Raw genomic sequence first — 21,660 nt, forward strand, 5'->3', positions numbered from 1 at the left:
TCTGTCGAGGGTGCCTGGTTGGTTTGTACGGGAACCGATACATATGTCGTTCTCGTCTAGCACGGGGGTGAAGCCCCCACACAGGACACTGGTAGATGGTTCGGACAGGCGGGAAGTCCCGCGCGACGTATCGAGGAGGCATCGGTGGCGGGCGAGTCCCCCGACAAGTCGGAGCAGCGGAAGTCGTCGGAGGAGAGCGATCCGAGGCTGGCGGTCTTCCGTGAACGCCCCGGCGGAGGCGACCAGCCGACGCAGGTGTTCCGCATGCCGGAACCGGACGCCGCGTCGTCCGACGCGAAACCGGAGTCGAAGCCGAAGCCGGCATCGGAGCCGGACCCGGAGCAGGGCAATTCCCGCCTGAGGGCGGCAGTGGCCGCCTGGGTCGCCTCGGCGGACGAGCCGGAGCACGACGGGGCCAAGGCCCCGGACGCCCCGGCGACGGCGCACACCGAGCCCGAGTCTGAGCCCGAAGCGGAACCGGACGCGGAACCGGACGTCGAGGACGAGGCCCCCGCCGTCTCCGAGCCGGAGGACCGCGAGGAGCCCGAGGAGCCCGCACAGGCGGCCGACGACGCGCCCGCCGAGGACGCGGCCCCCACGGGAGGCTCCGAGGCCGCTGAGGACGCCGCTCCGGCCTCCGGGAAGGCGCCCGCCGACGAGACCCCGGAACCCGAGCCGAAGCCCGAGCCGGAACCGGAACCCGAACCCGAGCCGGCCGACGACGCGCCCGCCGACGACGCGGCTGCCTCCACTCCCGCCCCCGCCGCCGCAGAGAAGGACGTTGCGGAAGCGAAGGCAAAGGAAGTCGATCAGCACGCCGCGGTCTTCCGGCTGCCCACGCCCGCGAAGGGCGCCATCGACACGCCCACCACCGCGCTCAAGATGAGCGATGTGCCGGCCAGGAAGCCGGCACCCGCGAAGCCCGAGAGCGCGGCCGAGCGCACCAGCACCTTCGTACCGCTGAAGCCGGACGACGTACGCGCCGAGCCCAAGAAGCCGCAGCCCGTGAAGGCCGCGCCCGAGGCGGCGACGCCCGTCGCTCCCGTGGCACCACTGCCCGACGTCGCCGAGCGGACCAGGCAGCAGCCCCTGCCGCCCAAGCCCCCGCTCGACCTGCTCGCCGAGCTCACCAACACCCCGCCGCCGGCGCAGACCCCGGTCCGTACGATCGCGCGGCGTTTCAAGATCTGGACCCCGCTGCTCCTGCTCCTGGTGGTCGTCTTCGCGGTCGTGCAGTACGTACGCCCGCTGCCCGCCCCCGCCCTCAAGCTGTCCACGGACTCCACGTACACCTTTGCGGGCGGGAAGCTGAGCATGCCGTGGCCCGCCGAGGGCCAGTCGGCCGCCGAGGTCGTCGGTGTCGGCAGCCTGGGCACCTCGGGTGCCCAGAAGCCCGCCCCGACCGCGAGCATGGCCAAGGCCATGACCGCGTACGTGATCCTCAAGGACCACCCGCTCAAGGGCGACGAGAACGGCCCGAACATCAGGGTGGACAAGGTGGCGGCCGACGAGTCCGGCTCCACGGACGAGTCGACGGCGCAGATCAAGGAGGGGCAGGTCTACACCGAGAAGCAGATGCTCCAGCTGCTCCTCATTCCCTCGGGCAACAACGTGGCGCGCCTGCTCTCCCGCTGGGACGGCGGGACGGCGGCCTTCGTGAAGAAGATGAACGACGCCGCCGCCGAGCTCGGCATGACCAACACCACCTACACCGACCCGAGCGGATTCGACTCCAAGACGGTCAGCACCGCGACGGACCAGGTGAAGCTGGGCAAGGTCGCGATGGACGACGAGGTGTTCCAGGAGATCGTGAACACGCCTCAGATCCAGATTCCGGGCGTTCCGGGAACGATCTACAACAACAACTCGATCCTGCTGAAGCCCAACGTGGCCGGCATCAAGACCGGCTCGTCCACCCCCGCAGGCGGCAATCTCCTCTGGGCCGCCTACACGAAGGTCGACGGCGAGTACCGCCGGATCGTCGGCGCGGTGATGGGCCAGCAGGACGGCACCACGCTCCAGAAGAAGCTCGACGCGGCGATCGCCGACAGCTACACGCTGATCCAGAAGGTGCAGGCGGACGTCACCTCCGCCACCGTGATCAAAAAGGGCGAGGTCGTCGGGTACGTCGACGACGGGCTCGGCGGCAACACCCCCGTGGTCGCGACCAAGGACCTCAAGGCGGTCGGCTGGCCCGGTCTCCAGGTCGACATCAAGATCGGCGACGCGGGCAAGTCGGTCCCGCACTCGGGCAAGGCGGGCGAGGTCGTCGGCCAGGTGTCCGTCGGCTCGGGTCCCGGCAAGGTGACGGCACCCGTAGCCCTGCAGAGCGATCTGGCGGAGCCCGGTTTCGGAGCCAAGCTGACGCGCGTGAGCTGATCGCAGGATGCGTACGGCTGCCGCCTCCGGCCGGAATTAACCGGAGGCGGCAGCCCCCTGTGCGCGTGTTAGCGTCGCTGGGCAACATGGACGGGCCCGCTTGTGCTGCTGGGGGTCCGGGGGTCGCACCCCCGGGAGGAATCAGCGCGCCGCTGGGCAACTGTGGGACGCCGGGACAGCGTCCTTCTGCACAGGAGAGCGAGCCCTTGACCACAGCTGAGCCGACGCGCGAAGAAGGCAGGAGCGGCCCCCACGACGGGGGTCCCATACGCGTGTCTCCGCCGGACCCGGATCAAGCCCACGCCGAGCGAGCTCAAGCCCCTCCGGCGCTTGAGGAGCCGGAGTCCGGGGGCGGAGCCCCCGAAACACCCCCGGCCCGCCGCATCTGGGCGTACGCCCACCGGCACCCCGTGGTCACCGCCACCATCGCCGCCGCCGTCGCCCACGTCGTCTGGTTCTTCTTCTTCGCCAACAGCGGTGGCGACCTGGCCGCCCAGGACGCTTGGGCCGAGTTCGTCGGCCGCCACCCCGCATCCGCGTACAACCTCGCCTGGTACGGCGGGATGCACCCCGTCTCCTACAGCGTCGTCTCGCCATATCTGATGGCGGTCATCGGCGTGCGCCCGACGATGATGCTCGCCGGCACCGTCTCGGCCGCCCTGACCGCGCTGATCCTGGTCCGCGTCAAGGCCGTCCGTAATCCGCTCGCCTGCTCGCTGGCCGCCGTCTTCGCCTTCCTCTGCAACGCGCTGTCGGGCCGCGTCACCTTCGGCCTCGGCACGATGTTCGCGCTGGGCGCGGTCGCCGCCGTCTTCTGCTGGCCGCACAAGTGGCGTCAGAAGCGCTGGGCGAAGGCCTGGGTCGCCGCCCCGCTCGCCGCACTCGCCACCGCGTCCAGCCCGGTCGCGGGCCTCTATCTCGGGGTCGTGGCCGCCGCGCTCTTCCTCAACAAGAGGCGCCCGGGCGCGTACGCACTGGGTCTCGCCCCGGTCGCCGTCGTCGCGGCCTCCGCGCTCCTCTTCCCCTTCTCCGGAACCCAGCCGATGTCGATCGGGACGGCCTCGCTGCCCTTCCTGTACGGCGCCCTCGTCTTCTTCCTGGTCCCCAAGGACTGGAAGACGGTCAGGGTCGGCGCCGCCGTCTACGCGATCGGCACGCTGCTCACCTGGGTGGTCGACTCCCAGATCGGCTCGAACATCTCCCGTCTCGCGATGCTCTTCGCGGGCGTGGTCCTGCTTGCCGCCCTGCCGTACACCGCGCCCCGTACGCGCAAGTGGTGGATCGTCCTCATCGCCTTCGCCGGACTCAACTTCTGGATCGGCTTCAAGGGCGTCGACGACATCATCCGTACCGCCCCCACCGCCTCCTGGACCCGTGAACTGGCCCCGCTCGTCGCCAAGCTGCAGGACGCGGGCGCGGAGAGCGGCCGGGTCGAGGTGGTCCCGGCGAGCAGCCACCGCGAGGCGTCGGCGCTCGCTCCGTACGTCAATCTCGCCCGCGGCTGGAACCGCCAGGCCGACATGAAGCGCAACCCGCTCTTCTACGACGACACCCTCAACCCCATCAGCTACCGCGCCTGGCTGGACCGCTGGGCCGTCCGCTTCGTGGTGCTGCCCACCGGCGCCCCGGACGCCTCGGGCGCCACCAAGGAGGCGAAGCTGGTCGGGGACGGGCTGCCGTATCTGAAGAGCCTCTGGTCCGACGCCAACTGGCAGCTCTTCGCGGTCGAGGGCGCCACGCCGATGGCCGACCCGCCCGGCTCCGTGGAACGCGCGGAGGAGGGCGAGCTGACCATCGACGTGAAGGCGCCCGGCTGGGTGCTGATCCGGCTCCCGTACTCGCGCTGGCTCGCCGTGGTCGACGAGGAGGGCAAGAGCATGCCGGTGCCGAAGCGGATCGACGACACCGACGAGTTCCGCAATCTGCACGGCTGTCTGCGCAAGGCGGAGAAGACCCCCGAGGGCGACGAGTGGACCAGGCTGCTCGCCCCGAAGGCAGGCGTCTACCGGCTGGCGTCCCCGTACCAGCTGGTGCCGGGCACCCCGTGCCCGGACGAGCTGGAGTGAGCCCCGCTCGCTCCTACGGAGCCAGGGACACGGGGAACGCCACGTCGCACACCTCGTCGTCGGGCCCCGCCGCGCCCCAGTCCGCGAAGTAGATCTCCCGGCAGGGCCCGGTGATGCTCAGCCCCTCCTTCTCCACCCAGGCCTCCACGGCCTCGAAGGCGGAGAGGATCTGCGGATAGGCGACCTGGGCCTTCGTGATCCTCACGTAGGCGAGCCGCTGCGCCGGCTCGACGCGCGTCGCGGCGCCGGGCTCGCGCACGGGAACGCACGCCTCGGCGGGACCGTCGCTCTCCGGGCTCACCTCGGCGTAGTACGAGACATACGGTGCGTCCGCGACGCCGCCGTACCCCTCGGCGGCCGTCACCAGGCGGTCGATCGACGCGCCGATCCACTCGGGGAGTTCGTCGGTGTAGAGGTGCTTGCGCTCGCAGAGCACCGCCCGCTCCGCGACGTCCACGGTCCTGACCTCGTACATGTTCGCTTTCCTCTCTCCAGACAACCGGTCACGGAGATGAGCCACGAGCGCCCGCTGTACGGCGGCCCGCTCCTCGACGCCCGCCCAGTACACGGCCAGCGCGTCGGCGGCCTGCGGTCCCGGCAGCTCGACGACCTCCGCGATCTGCGCGAGCGGCATGTCGACGCGCCGCAGCAGCGCGACGAGCCGGGCCCGCTCCACCTGGCCGGCGCGGTACCAGCGATAGCCGGTGACCTCGTCGACGCGGGCGGGGGCGAGCAGCCCGAGCCGGTCGTACAGGCGCAGCGCCTTGTGGGACAGGCGGGAGCGGGCGGCGAATACGCCGATGGTCAGCAGTTCCTGGTCGGCGTCGATGGGCTCAACCTCCGTTCCGATCGTGGCGTCTGCCCCTGGGGCAGGGTCAACAGCGAGGTGCTTCAGACGAGCAGGTCCAGATAGCCGTAGAGCTTTCCCAGCAGCCGCTCGACCTGCTGCTCCAGTGTCAGGGTCTCCTCGAAGCGGGCGCCCGGCGGCAGCTCCTTCTTTCCCCGTACGTACAGGGAGCAGGCGAGATCGGAGCAGACATAGATGCCCACCGAGTTGCCGTCCCGCCCGGCCGCCCCCGCCTTGGGCGCGGTCATCAGCGCGACACCGCTGCGCGGGTGCGTGGTCAGGCAGAGCGAGCACATGGAGCGCTGCTGGAACTGTCCGCCCCTGCGCCCGGGATGGCGCAGCGCCACACCGGTCAGCTGCCCGTCCCGCTCGACGACGAGATAGCTGCGCTCGGGCGCCGCGGGGTCGCGCCAGCCGAGGAAGTCCAGATCGCCCCAGGGCTGCTGGTCCAGCTCCCTGGGTACGGACAGACGCTTGGCCTCGCCCTTCGAACAGTTCACGAAGGACGCACGGATCTCCTGCTCACTTACCGGTCTCATGCTCAGTACGCTAACTTTGCCTAGGGGGCCTAGGCAAATGGTTAGTTCTCCTAGGTTGAGAGCGAGACGACAGGAGACACCGCGTGGCAAGAGCAGGGCTGACCCCCGACCGCATCACCGTGGCGGCCGCCGACCTGGCCGACGAGATCGGCTTCGACAAGGTCACCCTCTCGGCGCTGGCGCGCGGCTTCGGCGTCAAGGACGCCAGTCTCTACTCCCACATCAAGAACCTCGCCGACCTCCGTTTCCGGGTCGCCGCCCTGGCCGGCCGCGAGGTGCACGAACGCCTGGCGGCGGCGGTCGCAGGGCGCGCGGGCAAGGACGCGCTGACCGCCTTCGCGAACACGTACCGCGACTTCGCGCACGAGCACCCCGGCCGGTACGCGGCCACCCAGATCCAGATCAAGCTCGACGCGTCCGCCTTCGACACCCCCGAGATCCGCCGCGCCATCGAGACCCCGTACGCGATGCTCCGCGCCTACGGCCTCTCCGAGCCCGACCTCACGGACGCCGTACGCCTGCTGCGCGCGACCTTTCACGGCTACTTCCAGCTGGAGGCGACCGGCGGCTTCAACGCGCCGCGCGACACCCGCGCCTCCTGGGACCGCACGGTCGAGGCCCTGCACGCGCTCCTGGAGAACTGGCCCCATTCGTCGGCGGATTGACGGAGAAATGAGAGTCCCTTGGGGCGGGAGTGCATTCGATTTGGGCCTCCGTTGACCCGCCGTGCCTAGGCTTCTGAGCCGGTCTGTACTCAACGGGGCAACGGGGCGGGACACATGGCGCAGAGCTTCCAGGTCGACCCGGACGCGATACTCAAGTACGCCATGGCGGGGGAACGCCAGCACGAGCGAATACCGGGCATCGCCTCGGCCCTGGGCGGTGTCGACGTCCCCTGGGGCGCCTTCGGCAAGCTTCCCGACTCCGACGAACTGCACTCCGCCTACCGGGATCACGCCGCCGCGTCGCAGCAGGACGTACAGGATCTGATCGGTGTGATGGCGACGGTGATCCAGAACCTCCGTACCACCGCCGGGAATTACCTCACCGTCGAGCACGCGACGGACGCGACCTTCGGCGGAAGCGGTCAGGCATGAGCGGGTCGGCGGCAAGTGCGTACGGGTGGGTGCGGCAGGAGACCGCGCAGCTCATTGCCGTACCCGATGTCGAGAGCAACCCCCCGCACGGTCTCGACGCCGGTCTCGACGACGCGATCAAGTGGTTCCTGGAGAAGGTCGGCCTCCTCGACGAGCTCGAGAAGGTCACCGGAATGCCCAGCCAGCTGACGGCCGCGGCCCACGAGTGGACCGCCCAGGGCAAGGCGATGCTGGCCGTCGCCGACGGACTCCGCTCGGCGGCCACCGCGCTGCCCACCGCGTGGGAGGGCGACTCCTCGGAGGCCTTCGGGCACGGCATGGGGGAGTTCGTCGAGGCGATCGAGGGCACCGGCAAGGAGATGGGCGAGACCGCGTCGATCCTCAGCCGGGCCGCCGCGGAGTGCAAGCTCGCCGAGGACACGATCATCGCGATCATCCGGGAGGCGATCGAGTGGGCGGCGATGACGATCGCCGCGATGGTCATCACGGACATCCTCACGCTGGGGCTGGCCACTTTGGTGGACGGCCTGGTCGCGGAGGCAGAGGTCGCGGTGTTCCTCGCCAGGGTGGAGAAGGTGTCGACGACGCTCGCCAAATCCCTGGAAGAGCTCATGAAGGCGGTCAGGGAACTCAAAAAGGGCGAGAAAGCCTGGAAGGCCGTCAAGGCTGCCAACGAGGTCCGCAAGCTCGGCGGCATGATGGGGAACAGCCTGAAAGGGATGGAGAAGGTGGTCGGGATCGCCGTGGGGAGCCAGTTCAAGTCGCATGTGATCGCGCCCTTGGTGAACGCGACCACCGGCCTCCCGGAAGTCAGCCTGACGGATCCGGTCAAGGAGGGCGGGAGCTTCCTGGCCGGTGCGATCGACCGCGACGGGAAGCCGGTTGCGCCGGAGCCGTACCGCGTGAATCAGCGCAGTATCGAAGAGGACTTCGGATGATGACTGCCTTTCGGACGACGAGAGTTGACGTATGACCCACCCGTATCCGGAGAGCCTCCAGCACGAGGACGTTCAGCTCGCCGAGCACAGCCGGGGGTTTCTCTGGCCCGGGGAGACGCTCACGGGTGTTTTCCCCATGGGGCTGGACGGGCTGATCCGCGGCCGGCTCCCGAGGCGGTACCGCGCCGCGAAGCCGGGTGAGGGCAGGGAAGCGGGCTTCTGGCGCGTGCTGGCACCCGTGTACTGGGTCTTCGGGCTTCCGGCCTATCTGCTGGAATCGGCGGCCGGAGGAACCTGCCGGGGAATTTGGCGTCTGTTCCGCGGGAAAGTCCGGGCCGGTGGCTGGGAGAGCGGCGCGGGGCATTTCATCCGCGCGGTCCGCAACGGCCCCTCGTACGACGCCGGTTACGACAACGACAGGTACCTCCTCGCTTTCACCGACCGCCGTCTCCTTCTGCTGACCGAGCCGTCCACGCTCCGGTCGCGCCCGCCGCAGCTCCTCGCCGAACTCCCGCGGGGTCAGTTCGCCCTCCGCCGGGAACCGCACCCGCCCCGCCACAAGGACCGGGTGGACATCGCGTTTCCCGACGGCTCCTGGGCGGCGCTGGACGCCGGTCACCGTATCCAGGTCGAGCAGATCGCATACCTCCTGGGATGACTCAGGCGTCGAACGCCGTGTCCCTGGCCCGCTTCTCCCAGGCCGCCACCTGCGCCCCGACCTGCTCCAGGTGACCGAGCACCGCATCCACCCCGTCGCTCCCCAGCGGCAGATGCAGCGGCGTCTCGTCCGCCTCCAGCGCGGCGATGACCAGCGCCGCAGCCTTCGCCGGGTCGCCGGGCTGTTCCCCGTCGCCGCCGCCGACCATGGACCGGGTCAGGCCCACCGTGCCCGCGTAGTCCGCCAACTCCTCGGTGCTCGTGGTGGCGTTGCCCATCAGCGAGGTACGGAAGGCGCCCGGCTCCACGACCAGCACCTTGATCCCCAGCGGCCCGACTTCGCCGGCCAGCGCCTCGGACATGCCCTCAAGGGCGAACTTGGTCCCGCTGTAGGCGGAGAACCCGGCGAACGACATCTGACCGCCCATGCTGCTCATCTGCACGATCGCCCCCGACCGCTGCTCACGCATGCCCGGCAGCACGGCCCGTACCAGCGCCGCAGGCCCGAAGACATGGACGTCGAAGAGCGAGCGCAGATCCGCGTCACTGTCCTCCTCGAAGGCCCCGACGTGCGTACGCCCCGCATTGTTGACCAGGACGTCGATGCGCCCGTGCCGCCGTACGACATCCTGTACGGCGACCTCGATCGAGGCCGTGTCCGTCACATCGAGCCGCAGCGCCTCCACCTGATCGGGGTGGGCGGCGACCAGATCGTCCAGGCTTTCCACGCGCCGTACGGCGGCGACGGCGACATCTCCGGCCGCGACGGCCGCTTCGACGTACGCCCGCCCGAAACCGCTGTTCGCACCGGTGATCAGCCACACCTTGTTCATTCCGAACTCCTCAGTTCCTGCTGCGTCCTGCTGACAGCAACTACCTTGCTCCCGGCCCCACTTGCCCGTCCAAGACCCATCGTGATAGCTGATGGTCATGACGACCATGGATGTGCACGGCCGGGAGCTCCGCTACTTCGTCACGGTGGCCGAGGAGCTGCACTTCACGCGCGCGGCCGAGCGTCTCTACGTCTCGCAGCCGGCCCTGAGCAAGCAGATACGGGCCCTGGAGCGCCAGTTGGGCGGCCCTCTCTTCCTCCGCGACCGCCAGGGCGTCGAGCTCACCGCGACAGGAAAAGCCCTGCTGCCCCATGCCCTGAGGATGCTCGCGGCCTGGGACGAGGCGAGAGAGGCGGTCGAACGCTCCCTGGCCGACCAGCGCGCCACGCTCACGATCGGCATGAGCACCAGCCCCGGCCGGGGCGGCCTCCTCCCGGCCATCCGCTCGCGCTTCACGGCCGCCCACCCCGACACGAACATCCGGCTGCGCCAGATCAGCTGGGAGGACCCCACAGCGGGCCTGGCGGACGCCTCCACCGATGTGGCCTTCGTCTGGCTGCCCCTCCCCGACGAGCACCGGTACACCTGCACGGTCGTGGCCGAGGAACCCCGCCTGGTGGCGCTCCCCGAGACCCACCCCCTCGCGTCCCGCGCGGAGATCGACTTCGCGGACCTCGTCCACGAACCGTTCCTGGCACTCCCCGAGAGCGCGGGCCCGTTGCGCGACTACTGGCTGGCGACGGAGTCACGCGCCGGCCTACCCCCGCGTATCGGCGCGGAGGTGGCCAGCACGGAGGAGACGTACGAAGCTCTGGTGGCGGGACTCGGTGTCGTACTCGTGGCGACCGGCAATGCACCCCTCATCACCCTGGGAGGCGTGACCACGCGCCCCGTGAGAGGAATTGAGCCGAGCCGATACGTTTTGGCCCACCGGGCCGACGATCGCCGCCCCCTGCCGCGCGCATACGCGCAGGCCTGCCGCCAGGCGACGGAATTCGGTTGAGCCGGCCCCTCGCCCTGCGATAGCAATGCCGGATGATGCGAGGCGAGAAGGTAGAACTCCGGGCCCGGCACGAATCCGACTTCCCAGTGTTCCAGGCAGAGCTCTACAACGACGTACAGACCCGCGCCCGCTCCGAGGGGTCGCCGTGGCGCCCGGTCTCCCCGACCCCGCCGAAGGAGCCGGACGAGCCGTCGGAGAAGGCGGTCGTCTTCTCCGTGGTGGAACGCGAGACGCAGAAGCTGATCGGCGAGGCGGTGCTCTGGGGCATCGACAATCACAACAGGGCGGCCCACCTGGGCATTTCCATGCTCCCCTCGGCTCAGGGCCAGGGTTTCGGCACGGATGTGGTCCGGGTGCTGTGCGAGTACGGATTCGCCGTACGCGGCCTGAACCGCCTGCAGGTGGAAACCCTCGCGGACAACGACGCGATGCTCGGGGCGGCGAAGCGGGCGGGCTTCACGGTGGACGGCACGCTGCGCAAGTCGGCCTGGGTCTACGGCACGTTCGCGGACGAGGTGCTCCTCGGCCTCCTGGTGGAGGACTGGAAGCCCGCTTCACACGTCTGACCCGCTTCACACGTCTGACCCGCCTCACACGTCTGACCCGCCTCACACGTCTGACCCGCCTATTACGTCTGACCCGCCCGAACCGCGTAACCGGTCGGTGCCGCACGCGTTGGGCGGAAGTGGAAATCTGGCTGCTCAATCACTTCAGCACACTGACCCTGTTCGTCCTCATCTGCGGCGGCGTCGTCTCGGTCGCCGTGGCCGGCACCCTGGTGGTGCGGCGACGGCTTCCGAGCGTGACCGCGGGCAAGTACAACGAGATGATCGGGGTCGTCCTCGGCATGTATGCCGCGATCTACGGCATCATCCTGGCCTTCGTGGTCGTAGCCGAATGGGAGGGCCTCGACCAGGCGGGCACCAATGTCGCCGCCGAGGCCAGCCAGACCGCCGAGGTGCTCCGCGAAGCGTCCGCCTTCCCGCCGGAGCAGCAGCACCAGGTGAACGCCGCGATGGGCGCGTACGTCCGGGCGGTGGTGGACAAGCAGTGGCCGCTGATGCGCGCGGGCGCCCCTGACCCGAACATCACGAACCCCGAAGTCGCATCGCTCTACAAGGCCTTCCAGAGCTACGAACCGAAGACCGAGGCGCAGAAGGCCTACTACGCCCAGTCGGTGTCGACCCTGGCCGACATCGCATCGGCCCGCCGCACCCGCCTGGCCCAGGCCGACCAGCAGCTCCCGGTGCTGCTGACCATCCTGGTGTACGGCGGCGCGCTCGTGATGATCCCGCTGACGTTCCTCTACGGCATCGAGGGCCTGCGCCCCCAGCTCATGTTCGTGGTGGCCGTGGCGGGGCTGGTGGGCGTGAGTCTGCTGCTCTGTCTGACGCTGGACCGCCCGTTCGCGGGGGATCTCGCGGTCTCACCGCAGCCGTTCAAGGAGGGGGTGCTGGCCCAGTTCTGGCGCTGAGAGAACTCAACGTCCCTTGCTCAGCAGCGAGTTGAGCTCGCCATAGTCGACGGCGTCACCGAGGGAGTCGTAGGTGCCGGCCCCGAAGAGATCCGAGGCGGCACGACGCGCGGCGCCATAGGCGGCCTGCGCCACACCGGACCCGAGACTGACCCGGCTCACCCCAAGGGCCCCCAGCTCGCCGACGGTCGGGGCGCCGGGCCCTGCCATGACATTGACGGGTACGGAGATGCCCTCGACCAGCGCCTCGACGATCGCGCGATCGGTGACACCGGGGACGAAGATGCCGTCCGCACCGGCGGCGACGTACAACCGGGCCCGCTCCAGGGTCTCCTTCAGCCGGCCGCCCGCGTCCCCCAAGCCGAACAGATAGGTGTCGATGCGGGCGTTGATGAAGAGATCGCCCCCGCTCGCCTCGACGACCCCCCGAGCGGCGGAGATCCGCTGGGCCAGCTCGGCCGGCGGCCGGGCGGCGTCCTCGATGTTGACCCCGGCGGCCCCGGCGGCGAGCACCTCACGGATGGTCTCGGCGACCCCGCCCGGGTCCTGTGCGTACCCGCCCTCGATATCGGTGGTGACGGGCACGGACACAGCGGCGACCACGCGCCGGACCACCTCCAACCCCTGCTCCCTGGACAGGACATCCCCGTCCGGGGCCCCCAGAGACCAGGCGACACCGGCACTGGTGGTGGCAATGGCGGAGGCGCCGGCGGCCTCGATGACGCAAGCGCTGGCGACGTCCCAGGCGTTGGCGAGAGCCAGGGGAGCGGCAGGGGTGTGCAGGGAGCGGAGGAGCCGGGCGCGGTCGGACTGCGTGGAGGTCATACGGGCATTGAACCGCCGCCGGATGACGACGGTCCAGCGAAAATCCGACGTCACCGTGGACGGGCACAGGGCAGGATGCCCTCGTGCACCACATCCTGCGCGGCCTCGCCACCAACCCCGCTCTGCCACCCGAGTTGGTCGATCGCCTGATCTCCCTCGCGGACGACGACAACGAACTCGCCTGGTACCTCGACGGCCGCGAGGACCTGAGCCGTACGCAGGTGTCCGCGGTGGCCGCGCGCGCAGAGGGGAGCGCGGTGTCGCTCGCGTACCAGGGCCGGCTCACGGCCGCGGACATCGATCCCCGCGCGCAGCCGTATGCGGCCCTCGCCCTGCTCGACGAGGGGGCCGGACCCCTGGAGTGGGCGCGTCTGTTCGCGGCGGACCCGGTTCGTGAGCGGCGGGAGAAGCTGGCAGCCTGCCCCGGACTTCCCTGCGACGTGGTGGAGATGCTCGCCGCGGACCCGGACGTACGCGTAGTCGCCGAGCTCGCACGGTGCACCACAGCGGAGGTGGCCGGCAGGCTCGCGCGGCATCCGCACGCCGAGGTCCGCCGCGCTGTGGCGGCCAATGAGGCGACGCCTCCCGCCGCACTGGCGGCGCTGATGACGGGGGAGGGGCTGCCGGGGCCGACCCACTGCCTGGTCTGCGACCGCGAGGAGACGCCTTTCGTGCACGACCCGCAGTGCCCGCGCACCGATTGCGATCTGCTGCCGGGCGCGTCCTGCGACGGCTCGCACGAATCCACGGTCCACGACATACGGCAGGCCGCGCTGGGCAATCCCGCCACCCCCACGGAGGCGGTCGCCGGCTTCGAGGACGACCCGTCGATGCTGCTGCGCCAGGCGCTCGCCCGTCGTCCGGACCTCCCCCCGCAGGTGTGCGCGCGGCTGGCCGCGGATCCGATTCCCGGTGTACGCGCCGACCTCGCGGACAATCCGGCGATCGACGAGGCGCTGATCCGCGTCCTGGCGGCCGACAGCGACCCCCTGGTGCGCCGCGAGATCGTGCTCCACCCCCGCGTACCGCTCGACGTACTCGTCCAACTGGCCCGGAACACCCGCATCGGCCCCACCCTCCTGCCCCGGATCGCCGACGCTTCCCCCGCCGAACTCGAAGAACTGGCCGCGTCACCGGAGCCGGCCGCCCGGATGCTGGTGGCCCAACGACGCGATCTGCCACCGGAGATACGCGACCGCCTGGCCGACGACCCCGATGCCAAGGTGGCGAAATCCATCGCGCCCCACCCCGGTCTGGCCGATGGGCAGTTGCGCGCGATGGTCGAACATCACGGCATCCGCGTCCTGGCCAGGGCAGCGACCAACCCGGACGCGACGGCGGCCCTGCTGGAGGACCTGACCCGCCACGACCCCCCGGTGCAGAAGATGTTCCGCGAGCTCGCCCGCCACCCCAGGGCGACGGCCACGGCGCTGCTCGCGTGCCTGGCGGACTTCCAGGCGAGGCCCAAGGCCGCGGGCCACCCGGCGCTCCCGCGATCGGTGATCGTGGAACTGCTCACCGACGAGGACGAGCGGGTGGTGGAAGCGGCGTCAGCCAACCCGTCCCTGCCGACAGCGGTCATGGCGGACCTGGTGCGACGGGCCGAGGAGGTCCAGGGCTAGTCGGGGAACCGGATGTCAGTGGCTCGTGCGAGGGTGCACCCATGGATGCTCGGGGAGTGGTCGAGGCGTTGTGGGAACGGATCCAGGCGCGCGATTGGGCTGGTGTCGCCGACCTGGTCGCGGAGGACGCCGTGGTCGAGTGGCCGATCAGCGCGGAACGCATCGTCGGCCGGGCGAACTTCGTCGCCGTGAACCGCGAATACCCGGAGGGCTGGTCGATCCGGGTGCTGCGGATCGTGGCCGAGGGCAGCGAGGTGGTGTCCGAAGTCGAGGTGCCGCATGAGGAGTTCGGGGTGTTTCGCGCGGCGTCGTTCTGGACCGTCGATGGGGGCCGGATCGTGCGCGGCAGGGAGTACTGGACGAGCGTGGGCGGCGATCCGCGCCCGGAGTGGCGGGCGGCTCTGGTCGAGCCCATGTGAGGTGGGGTGGGGTGCGCTGGAGTTCGCGGTGGGGCTACGCGGAGCCACGTACATGCAGAAGGGCCGGCACCGGGGAACCGTGTCCCTGGTGCCGGCCCATCGTTCTGCTGCCCTGATCAGAGCAGGCTGTTGTAGATGTTCCAGCCGGTGCCGACCTTGATGCGGGTGCCGTACGGGGTCGCGGCCTTGCCTGTCCCCGGGTAGAGCCACAGCACGCCCGATGCGTCGCGGCCGAGGATGTCGGCCCGGCCGTCACCGGTCAGGTCGCCGGGGACGAGCAGGGTGTTGTAGATCGTCCAGCCGGTGCCGACCTGGGCGCGGGCGGCGTAGGGGGCCGCGGCCTTGCCCGTCCCCGCGTACAGCCACAGCACGCCCGACGCGTCGCGCGCGAGCAGGTCGGCGCGGCCGTCGCCGGTCAGATCGCCCGCCCCTGTAAGGGAGTTGTAGGCATTCCAGCCGCTCCCGATCTTCACCCGGGGTGCGAACGGCGCCGTCGTGCTCGTGGTGCCCTCGTAGAGCCACTGGACGCCCGACGTGTCGCGCGCCAGGAGGTCGGCGCGGCCGTCGCCGGTCAGGTCGCCGGCTCCCGTAAGGGAGTTGTACGCGTTCCACCCGCTGCCGACCTTCACGCGCGGCGTGAACGGGAGGGTGTCCCCGCCGCCGCGGTAGTACCAGAGCACACCGCTCGCGTCGCGGGCGACCAGGTCGCCCGTCCCGCGCACGGTCAGGTTCGACAGCGCTGTGATCGCGGTGAACCCCTGCCAGCCGTTGCTGACGGCCACGCGTGCCGCGTACGGCGCGGTGGCGTCCCCCGTGCCGTCGTAACGCCACATCGTCCCCTGCGCGTCACGCGCGAGGAAGCGGCTGCGGGCCTGGACGGGGTACGGGCTGTCGACCGCGAAGCCGGCCGTCGCCGCCGGGCTGGTGGCACCCGCGTCGGACGCCTGGAAGCGGACGTCCGCCGTGATCTGCCAGGCGCTGACGGACGCGCCGACGGCCAGGGCGTAGGTGACGGTGTGGTCACCGGCGGGCAGGTCGCACGAGACGGCCTCGACCGCGCCGTTGACCGGTCCTGCCGCGTGGTCGCAGGCGCCCTGCGGCGCTCCGCTCACCGACGCGACCTTGATGTCGACAACGCTCTTGGACCAGTCGGGCTGACCGTCCGCGGGACGCAGCCCGACGGTGAGCCGGCCGCTGCCCTCGGCGTGGACGCGCACGGTGTGCTTGGTCGTCGACGACAGGGGGAGGTCCGTGGTCGTCAGGTCGAGGGAGTTCTGGGTCTGCTCGATCAGGCCCAGACTGGTCTGGGGATCGGAAGGGCTGTTCGTGGGTGCCGCGTAGTCACCGACCGCGAGGAACCGGCTGCCGCCGGAGCTGTCGACCGGTGCGATGTCATGGAACGAGTAGGACGGGAACTTGTTGCCGGACACGGTCGCCCCGGACTGCTTCGTCCAGGTTGTGCCGTCGTAGTGCCAGAAGACCGGCTCGGCGTTTACGGAGGCGGCGTCCGAACCGGCCGCCCACAGTCCGCCGTGACCATCAGGCCGGATGGACTCGACGATGAACCCGGAAAGGTCTCCGCTCACGTCGTGCCAGGCCGAGCCGTCCCAGTGCTCGACGTGCGTCAGGGGCGGCTCTGCGCCCGGCGGGTAGCCCCAGCCGGCCATGTAGACGTCGTCCGGCGACACCGCTGCCACCTCGGACATTTCAACCACGGCGGGCGCCGGCGGCTGAGGCATCAGCGTCCAGGTCGTTCCGTCCCAGTGGTACGCCACCGGGTGGCCGCCTTCCACGGGGTACTGCATGCCCGTCGCATACGCGTCGTCCGCCGACACGGCATCGATGCCGTGGATGTCCACGCCCTGGGGGAGCGCGAAGGTCTGCCAGGCGCCGTCGCTGTAGGTGTACAGGGCGTCACCACCCTTGAAGAGCCTGCCCGGGACCGCCTTGACCGGCACCTCGGGCCAGTCCCGGTCGAGTGCGCCGGCGGCAGGTACGGTCGTCCACTGCTTACCGTCGTAGTGGACCAGGGACTGAGTCCCGCCGGTGGAGGTCGTCGTGCTGCCGTACGCCCACACGTCGTCCGCCGACGCCGCGCTGACGGCCGACCAGCGCTCCACCTGGGGGAGCGCGGGGTCCTTGACTGGAGCCCATGTCTGCCCGTCCCAGCCCATGAGAACGCCATGGCCGTCGGCCCCCAACCCGGCCGCCCACGCATGCTGGGCATCCGCGGAGGTCACCGACAGCAGCGAATTCGCGCCGCTCCCGCCGGACAGCACAGCCTTCCAGCCGGGCGTCGACACATGGCGGTCCGCGGGCGCCGTATCGGCCGCCGCGGTCCCCCCGGACCCCACAAGTGCGGCGAGCAGGGCGACGCCTGCTGTGCCTGCGACGGCAATATGCCGGGCCCGTCTGAGCGAGCGCTTCCTCTTCATGACACATCCCCTCCCTTGGCCGACGGTCCGTGACCGTGGCCTTCCCGCTGTCCTGTACGGCTGACCGGACCGGACGGATCGCCGCGCACGGTTTCGGCACGCCACAGCAGACCGCGGCGCGTGGCGCCTACCTGTCTCCTGGAGTCCCCTCCACGCACGGCTTGTCCGAACGGCCCGCGGGTTCGGCACACGTGCCGCCCTGCGGGCTCTGGTCAGCCATGGTCGGGTCGGGCGTATCGCGCCCGTACCCGCGACCGCTCCCCCGCGGTCCCGGGCAGTGTGTCACACCAGGCCCGGGGACGACCGGGCAGATTCCCCCCTGCCCAGGGGGTGTTGGGAAAGACCGGGGAGTGGCGGTCCGTCCCCGTCACCGGTCACGCGGCCCCATGGGCCAGCAGGCTGCGGCCGCAGTCGACGACCGTCTCCCGGGCCGGGCGCGGCTGCCACCCCAGGACGCGGTGGGCCTTCGCGGTGCTGTGACGGTTGCGGCGCCCCAGTGCCGGGGTGATGTCACGCAGCGACGGGTCGCGGAAGCGGGCCGCGAGCCGGACGGCGAGGTCGGGGATCCGCCGGGTCGACACCTTGCGGCCGCCCTCGCCCAACTCCTCCCGCAGCGCGTGCGCCATGTCCTGCATCCACGTGAACTCACCGGTGCCGAGGAAGCGTTGGCCCGCGGCCTCGGGCGACGTCATGGCCCGGACGTGGAGGTCGGCGAGGTCCCGTACGTCCACGATTTCCAGGCCGATACGCGGCACGCCCCGCATGCCCCCGGAAAGCATCCGCTGGACGATGCCGACCGAGCCGATGGTGCTCGTCGCCAGGATCGGTCCGAAGACGGCTCCCGGCAGCACCGTGGTGAGCTCGGTGGGGCCGTCGTGGGTCGCCATGAAATCCCAGGCGGCCCGCTCGGCAAGCGTCTTGGAGCGGCGGTAGGGGGTCAGAGTCGGGTCGTCAGGGTCGGTCCACAGGGTCTCGTCGGTGACACCTTCGGTGGCGTACGACGAGGGGCTGGCGGTGTTCGCCGCAGACGTCATCACCACGCGCCGCACACCGGCCGCGCTCGCGGCGCGCAGTACGCGCAGCGCCCCGTCGCGCGCGGGGGCGACCATGGCGTCCGAGTTGTCGGCGACGTTCCCGCCGAGCGGGGATGCCACGTGCAGGACATGGTCGACGCCCTTGACGGCGGCGTCCCAGCCCTCGTCCGCGGTGAGGTCGGCGGCGGCGAACTCGAGCCGCCCGGCCGGCTCCGCCTCGGTCGCGACGGCGGCAAGGACGGCCGCCTCCTTGTCTCGGCTGCGCACGGTGGTACGGACCCGGTACCCGCGCCCGAGCAGCTCGACGATGCACCAGCCGGCGACGTAACCGCTGCCGCCGGTGACCAGAACCGTATCCGGCATGACTCTTCTCCAGGGGCTGTGCGAAAATTAAGCGGAAGCCCTTCCGCTTCGACCCCTCCAACGTAACGGAAGCCCTTCCGCTTAACAACCGGACCGATCGGACGCCTCGTGACCCCGCCTCCGCCCCGCGCCACCCGCACCGACGCCGTGACCAACCGGGCCCGCATCCTCGCGGCCGCCGGAGAGGCCCTCGCCACGTCGTCGGGCGCCTCGATGACGTCCATCGCCAAACAGGCCGGTGTCGGAGTCGGGACGCTCTACCGCCACTTCCCTACCAGGGAAGCGCTCATAATCGAGCTCTACCACCAGGAGATCCAGAAGGTCATCGACCTCGCGCACACCCTCGCGGCCGAGCAGCCCCCGCTCACCGCCCTGCGCCGCTGGTTCGAGGAAGTCGCCCGGTACGGGAAGCTCAAGTACGGCGTGTCCGAGGTGATCCACGCGGCAACCAACGGCGGCCTGGACGACAAGAACTACGAGCCGTTCCTGAACGCCATCGCCGTCCTGCTGGACGCCGGCGCCACCTCCGGCGACCTCAAACCGGGCGTAGACCCCCAGGACGTCCTGCTCCAACTCAGCGTGCTGTGGCGCATCCCCCCGGGCGAGGGCAGCGAGGCCCGCGCAACCCGCATCCTCGACCTCGTCCTCGACGGCCTGCGCACGAGGCCGACCGTTCCATGACCTCGGCGCACGGCACCGCGAGGTCGGTGGCGTCTCATCCCGCCTGGTACAGGCGTGCCAGGTCGACCAGTTGGACAGAGGGGTCGCTTTCGGCGAGACGGCTGAGCGCGCTGGTGAATCCGGCGCCGCTGTAGCAGAACAGGCGAGTGGCCTCGGTGGCGGTGCCCTGTGCGACAAGCAGGGAGCGAATGTGCTTGAGGCGCTGCAAGTGGTCCATGCCCATGGTTTCGTTCCACTTCGCTTCGCCGATGGCGAGCAGCACAGCGCGCCCGGTCCCACTGTCCCCGTATGCGGCGACGTCGACTTCGTGGCTGGTCCTGGCCGCGGGCTCATTGACCACACCGGCCGCCACTCGGTCGACCTGCCCGCCGAGGGTGTCCGGATCGGCGTACCAGCGAGTCCATTCGCGGCAGAGCTGCTCGAAGTGCGGGCCGACGACCTTGCTCAGATAGGCCGACTGCACGCGGCGCCACACGGCAGGCGCGCGTCCGGGGCGCTCGAGATCGCCCCAGGCCGGACGCATGACGGAGTGGTAGAACGTCACGAGGGGTTCGGCGATGCGATACGCGGAGCGGTTGCGGCGGAACGCATCCTGCTCATGCGTGATCATGCCGACGTCCTGGAGAACGCTGAGCGGGTGGGCGAGATCGGTCGACTTGCGTCCGAGGTACGTGGCGATGCCTCCGCGTGCGGTGTTGCCGTCGGCGATGGCGGCCAGCACGGAGTGGTAGAGCGCGGTGTCGTGGAGTTCAGGTTCTTCCGCCAGCAAGTAGCGGGCCTCGCGGAAGAGGGGGCGGGCAGGGTTGAGCACCGCGCGAGTGACCCAGTCATCGAAGTCGTCCGGACCGGCCGGGGTGTCCCCCTGAGTGAACTCGCGGCGGTAGGCGGGGGTGCCGCCGACGATGGCATGAGTGAGCAGAGCGGTATGCGGGTCGGCGATCTCCCAGAACTCGGCCGCGAGCCGGAAGTCCAGGGTGGGTACGACGAGCTCGAGCCCTGCCCGGCCTCGCAGAGGTGCGTTGCCGGCGAGCAGTTTCCCCATGAACGAGAGCGCGGAGCCGCACAGCAGCAGCCGTACGGGGGTGTTGGTGCGTTGAGCCGTGGGGTCCAGTGCGCGCTGGATGATCGAGGGCAGAGCAGGGGACGCCTTGGCGAGGAAGGGAAACTCGTCGATGACCGCAACGACGGGTTCGCCTCCGTGGGCGATGTGCATCAGCTCGGTGATGGCCTCGTCCCAGTGGGCGAACCGGAACGGGGTGGACTGGCCACGGTGAGCGGCAAGGGCCACGCCGAACTGGTGCAGAGCGTCGGTCTCTGTGGTCTCCGTGGCCGTGAACATGAACCCGCCGCCCGCGCGTGCAACGGCGTCGAGAAGAAATGTCTTGCCCTGCCTGCGCCGCCCGGACACCACCCCGAGCATGGCGCGCGGCCCCGGCGCCCCGGCGAATCGCGTCAGCTCGGCCCACTCGAAGTCGCGGTCGAACATCTCGATCGGCTTGATCATGCACACTCCAAGGAATGTATAGGTGGACTTATTATAGCTGCACCGATACATAAGGACGGGGCAGAGGTCTGTGTCCACGAGAAAGGCGCAGGCCGACGATGCTCTGACCTGAACCCGGACGGCGATACGCCCCATTGCCCCGCTGTGCCCCCGGCAGGATTCGAACCTGCGACACCGCACACACGCCCGGTCGGCCAGGGAGTCAAACTGCGCAGGTGCTGATCAGACGAGAGACGCCCGCCGACCTGGCCGCAGTCCGTGCGGTGACCATCGCCTCCTCCCATAAACCGAACGAGGAGGAACCAGTGGAGGCGATTCTGCGGGACGCGTTGCAAAGGGGTGAAAACCGGATCCCAGCGCTCTCGCTGGTGGCCGAGAGCGAGGACGGCGCCATCATCGGCCATGCCCTCAGCACCTGGGGGCGAATCGGTAGCGTCCGAGTCCCCAACCTGAGCCTGCTCGGCGTTCACCGCGACTACCGCCGCTGCGGCTTCGGCATGGCGCTGGTCCACGCCACGCTCGCGGCCGCAGACGCCCTCGACGCGCCCATGGTCGTTGTCCTCGGTGACCCCGACTTCTACGGGCGGTTCGGCTTTCGGCCGAGCACTGACTTCGGCATCGTTGGCGAGGAACTGGCCTGGGAACACCTTTTTCAGATTCGAACCCTGGCCGCCTACGATCCGTCCGTAGCAGGCGAATTCATCTATCCCGAGCCCTTCGGAAGCATCTGACCCCGCCATGGCGGTGAGGTGGAGCCGACCGCCCCGGCAGAATGGCGCAGGTCCTCGTTCTCGCACGGATGAGGACGACGTGATGGACCACTGACACGGCGACGAAACCCGAACGTGGCGGGGCTGCTTCGAGCAGATACCCGGGTGGTTCGTCGGTGGGTGGGATCTCGAGATCTTCCGGGAGAGCCGGTGCCGCGGTGCCCGGACTGTGGA

General features: G+C 70.2%; 20 protein-coding genes. 13 read left to right on the forward strand and 7 right to left on the reverse strand.

The features are described from left to right. The first annotated feature begins 144 nt into the window (after positions 1 to 144). Entirely contained in the window at positions 145 to 2,379 is a 2,235-nt protein-coding gene (locus tag AB0H78_RS13865; RefSeq protein WP_363234565.1) for a D-alanyl-D-alanine carboxypeptidase, read from the forward strand. A 272-nt stretch (positions 2,380 to 2,651) separates the two neighbouring features. After that, positions 2,652 to 4,445, forward strand: coding sequence for an MFS transporter (locus AB0H78_RS13870; RefSeq protein WP_363234566.1), 1,794 nt, complete (start codon positions 2,652 to 2,654; stop codon positions 4,443 to 4,445). Between the two features lie 13 nt (positions 4,446 to 4,458). On the opposite strand, the gene AB0H78_RS13875 is transcribed toward AB0H78_RS13870, so the two are convergent. Next, a complete protein-coding gene (locus AB0H78_RS13875) occupies positions 4,459 to 5,295 on the reverse strand; it encodes a MerR family transcriptional regulator (protein ID WP_363234683.1) in 837 nt (278 codons plus the stop codon). A 41-nt stretch (positions 5,296 to 5,336) separates the two neighbouring features. Continuing rightward, positions 5,337 to 5,831, reverse strand: a complete 495-nt coding sequence (locus AB0H78_RS13880; protein WP_363234567.1) for an FBP domain-containing protein — start codon at positions 5,829 to 5,831, stop codon at positions 5,337 to 5,339. Positions 5,832 to 5,914: 83 nt separating this feature from the next. Here AB0H78_RS13880 and AB0H78_RS13885 point away from each other — a divergent pair, with 83 nt between their 5' ends. From AB0H78_RS13885 to AB0H78_RS13900, 4 genes are all read left to right on the forward strand, one after another. After that, positions 5,915 to 6,496 carry a WHG domain-containing protein gene (locus AB0H78_RS13885; RefSeq protein WP_363234568.1) on the forward strand — a complete coding sequence of 194 codons (582 nt, stop codon included), beginning with the start codon at positions 5,915 to 5,917 and terminating at the stop codon, positions 6,494 to 6,496. A gap of 114 nt (positions 6,497 to 6,610) precedes the next feature. Continuing rightward, positions 6,611 to 6,928 (forward strand): hypothetical protein, encoded by a 318-nt coding sequence (locus tag AB0H78_RS13890; protein ID WP_363234569.1) that lies wholly within the window; start codon positions 6,611 to 6,613, stop codon positions 6,926 to 6,928. Beyond that, positions 6,925 to 7,866 carry a hypothetical protein gene (locus AB0H78_RS13895; protein ID WP_363234570.1) on the forward strand — a complete coding sequence of 314 codons (942 nt, stop codon included), beginning with the start codon at positions 6,925 to 6,927 and terminating at the stop codon, positions 7,864 to 7,866. The genes AB0H78_RS13890 and AB0H78_RS13895 overlap by 4 nt, the downstream gene beginning before the upstream one ends. A 31-nt stretch (positions 7,867 to 7,897) precedes the next feature. Continuing rightward, complete coding sequence (locus tag AB0H78_RS13900; protein WP_363234571.1) at positions 7,898 to 8,524, forward strand: hypothetical protein; 627 nt, start codon at positions 7,898 to 7,900, stop codon at positions 8,522 to 8,524. 1 nt (position 8,525) lies between these two features. On the opposite strand, the gene AB0H78_RS13905 is transcribed toward AB0H78_RS13900, so the two are convergent. Continuing rightward, positions 8,526 to 9,356, reverse strand: a complete 831-nt coding sequence (locus AB0H78_RS13905) for an oxidoreductase (RefSeq protein ID WP_363234572.1) — start codon at positions 9,354 to 9,356, stop codon at positions 8,526 to 8,528. A gap of 106 nt (positions 9,357 to 9,462) precedes the next feature. On the opposite strand from AB0H78_RS13905, the gene AB0H78_RS13910 reads away from it, so the two are divergent. The 3 genes from AB0H78_RS13910 (at position 9,463) to AB0H78_RS13920 (ending at position 11,833) form a co-directional block, all read left to right on the forward strand. Then, complete coding sequence (locus AB0H78_RS13910) at positions 9,463 to 10,359, forward strand: LysR substrate-binding domain-containing protein (RefSeq protein WP_363234684.1); 897 nt, start codon at positions 9,463 to 9,465, stop codon at positions 10,357 to 10,359. 32 nt (positions 10,360 to 10,391) lie between these two features. Continuing rightward, the gene (locus tag AB0H78_RS13915) at positions 10,392 to 10,925 is read left to right on the forward strand and encodes a GNAT family protein (protein WP_363234573.1); all 534 of its coding nucleotides are present in this window, start codon (positions 10,392 to 10,394) and stop codon (positions 10,923 to 10,925) included. A gap of 119 nt (positions 10,926 to 11,044) precedes the next feature. Further along, entirely contained in the window at positions 11,045 to 11,833 is a 789-nt protein-coding gene (locus AB0H78_RS13920) for a DUF4239 domain-containing protein (RefSeq protein ID WP_363234574.1), read from the forward strand. A 6-nt stretch (positions 11,834 to 11,839) separates the two neighbouring features. On the opposite strand, the gene AB0H78_RS13925 is transcribed toward AB0H78_RS13920, so the two are convergent. Next, the gene (locus AB0H78_RS13925) at positions 11,840 to 12,658 is read right to left on the reverse strand and encodes an isocitrate lyase/phosphoenolpyruvate mutase family protein (RefSeq protein WP_363234575.1); all 819 of its coding nucleotides are present in this window, start codon (positions 12,656 to 12,658) and stop codon (positions 11,840 to 11,842) included. A gap of 83 nt (positions 12,659 to 12,741) precedes the next feature. On the opposite strand from AB0H78_RS13925, the gene AB0H78_RS13930 reads away from it, so the two are divergent. Further along, positions 12,742 to 14,280 (forward strand): hypothetical protein, encoded by a 1,539-nt coding sequence (locus AB0H78_RS13930; RefSeq protein ID WP_363234576.1) that lies wholly within the window; start codon positions 12,742 to 12,744, stop codon positions 14,278 to 14,280. 41 nt (positions 14,281 to 14,321) lie between these two features. Further along, complete coding sequence (locus tag AB0H78_RS13935; protein WP_363234577.1) at positions 14,322 to 14,699, forward strand: nuclear transport factor 2 family protein; 378 nt, start codon at positions 14,322 to 14,324, stop codon at positions 14,697 to 14,699. Between the two features lie 116 nt (positions 14,700 to 14,815). Here the strand turns inward: AB0H78_RS13935 and AB0H78_RS13940 are convergent, their stop codons facing one another. Further along, on the reverse strand, positions 14,816 to 17,134 hold the full coding sequence (locus AB0H78_RS13940) for a VCBS repeat-containing protein (RefSeq protein ID WP_363234578.1): 2,319 nt from the start codon (positions 17,132 to 17,134) through the stop codon (positions 14,816 to 14,818). Between the two features lie 374 nt (positions 17,135 to 17,508). After that, complete coding sequence (locus AB0H78_RS13945) at positions 17,509 to 18,531, reverse strand: NAD-dependent epimerase/dehydratase family protein (RefSeq protein WP_363234579.1); 1,023 nt, start codon at positions 18,529 to 18,531, stop codon at positions 17,509 to 17,511. Positions 18,532 to 18,639: 108 nt separating this feature from the next. Here AB0H78_RS13945 and AB0H78_RS13950 point away from each other — a divergent pair, with 108 nt between their 5' ends. Continuing rightward, the gene (locus tag AB0H78_RS13950) at positions 18,640 to 19,212 is read left to right on the forward strand and encodes a TetR/AcrR family transcriptional regulator (protein WP_363234580.1); all 573 of its coding nucleotides are present in this window, start codon (positions 18,640 to 18,642) and stop codon (positions 19,210 to 19,212) included. Positions 19,213 to 19,246: 34 nt separating this feature from the next. On the opposite strand, the gene AB0H78_RS13955 is transcribed toward AB0H78_RS13950, so the two are convergent. Beyond that, positions 19,247 to 20,716 (reverse strand): ATP-binding protein, encoded by a 1,470-nt coding sequence (locus tag AB0H78_RS13955; RefSeq protein ID WP_363234581.1) that lies wholly within the window; start codon positions 20,714 to 20,716, stop codon positions 19,247 to 19,249. Between the two features lie 215 nt (positions 20,717 to 20,931). On the opposite strand from AB0H78_RS13955, the gene AB0H78_RS13960 reads away from it, so the two are divergent. Next, complete coding sequence (locus AB0H78_RS13960; protein ID WP_363234582.1) at positions 20,932 to 21,447, forward strand: N-acetyltransferase; 516 nt, start codon at positions 20,932 to 20,934, stop codon at positions 21,445 to 21,447. Positions 21,448 to 21,660 lie beyond the last annotated feature (213 nt).

Origin of the sequence: Streptomyces sp. NPDC050738, assembly GCF_040654175.1 — a bacterium.
Classification (GTDB): Bacteria; Actinomycetota; Actinomycetes; order Streptomycetales; family Streptomycetaceae; genus Streptomyces.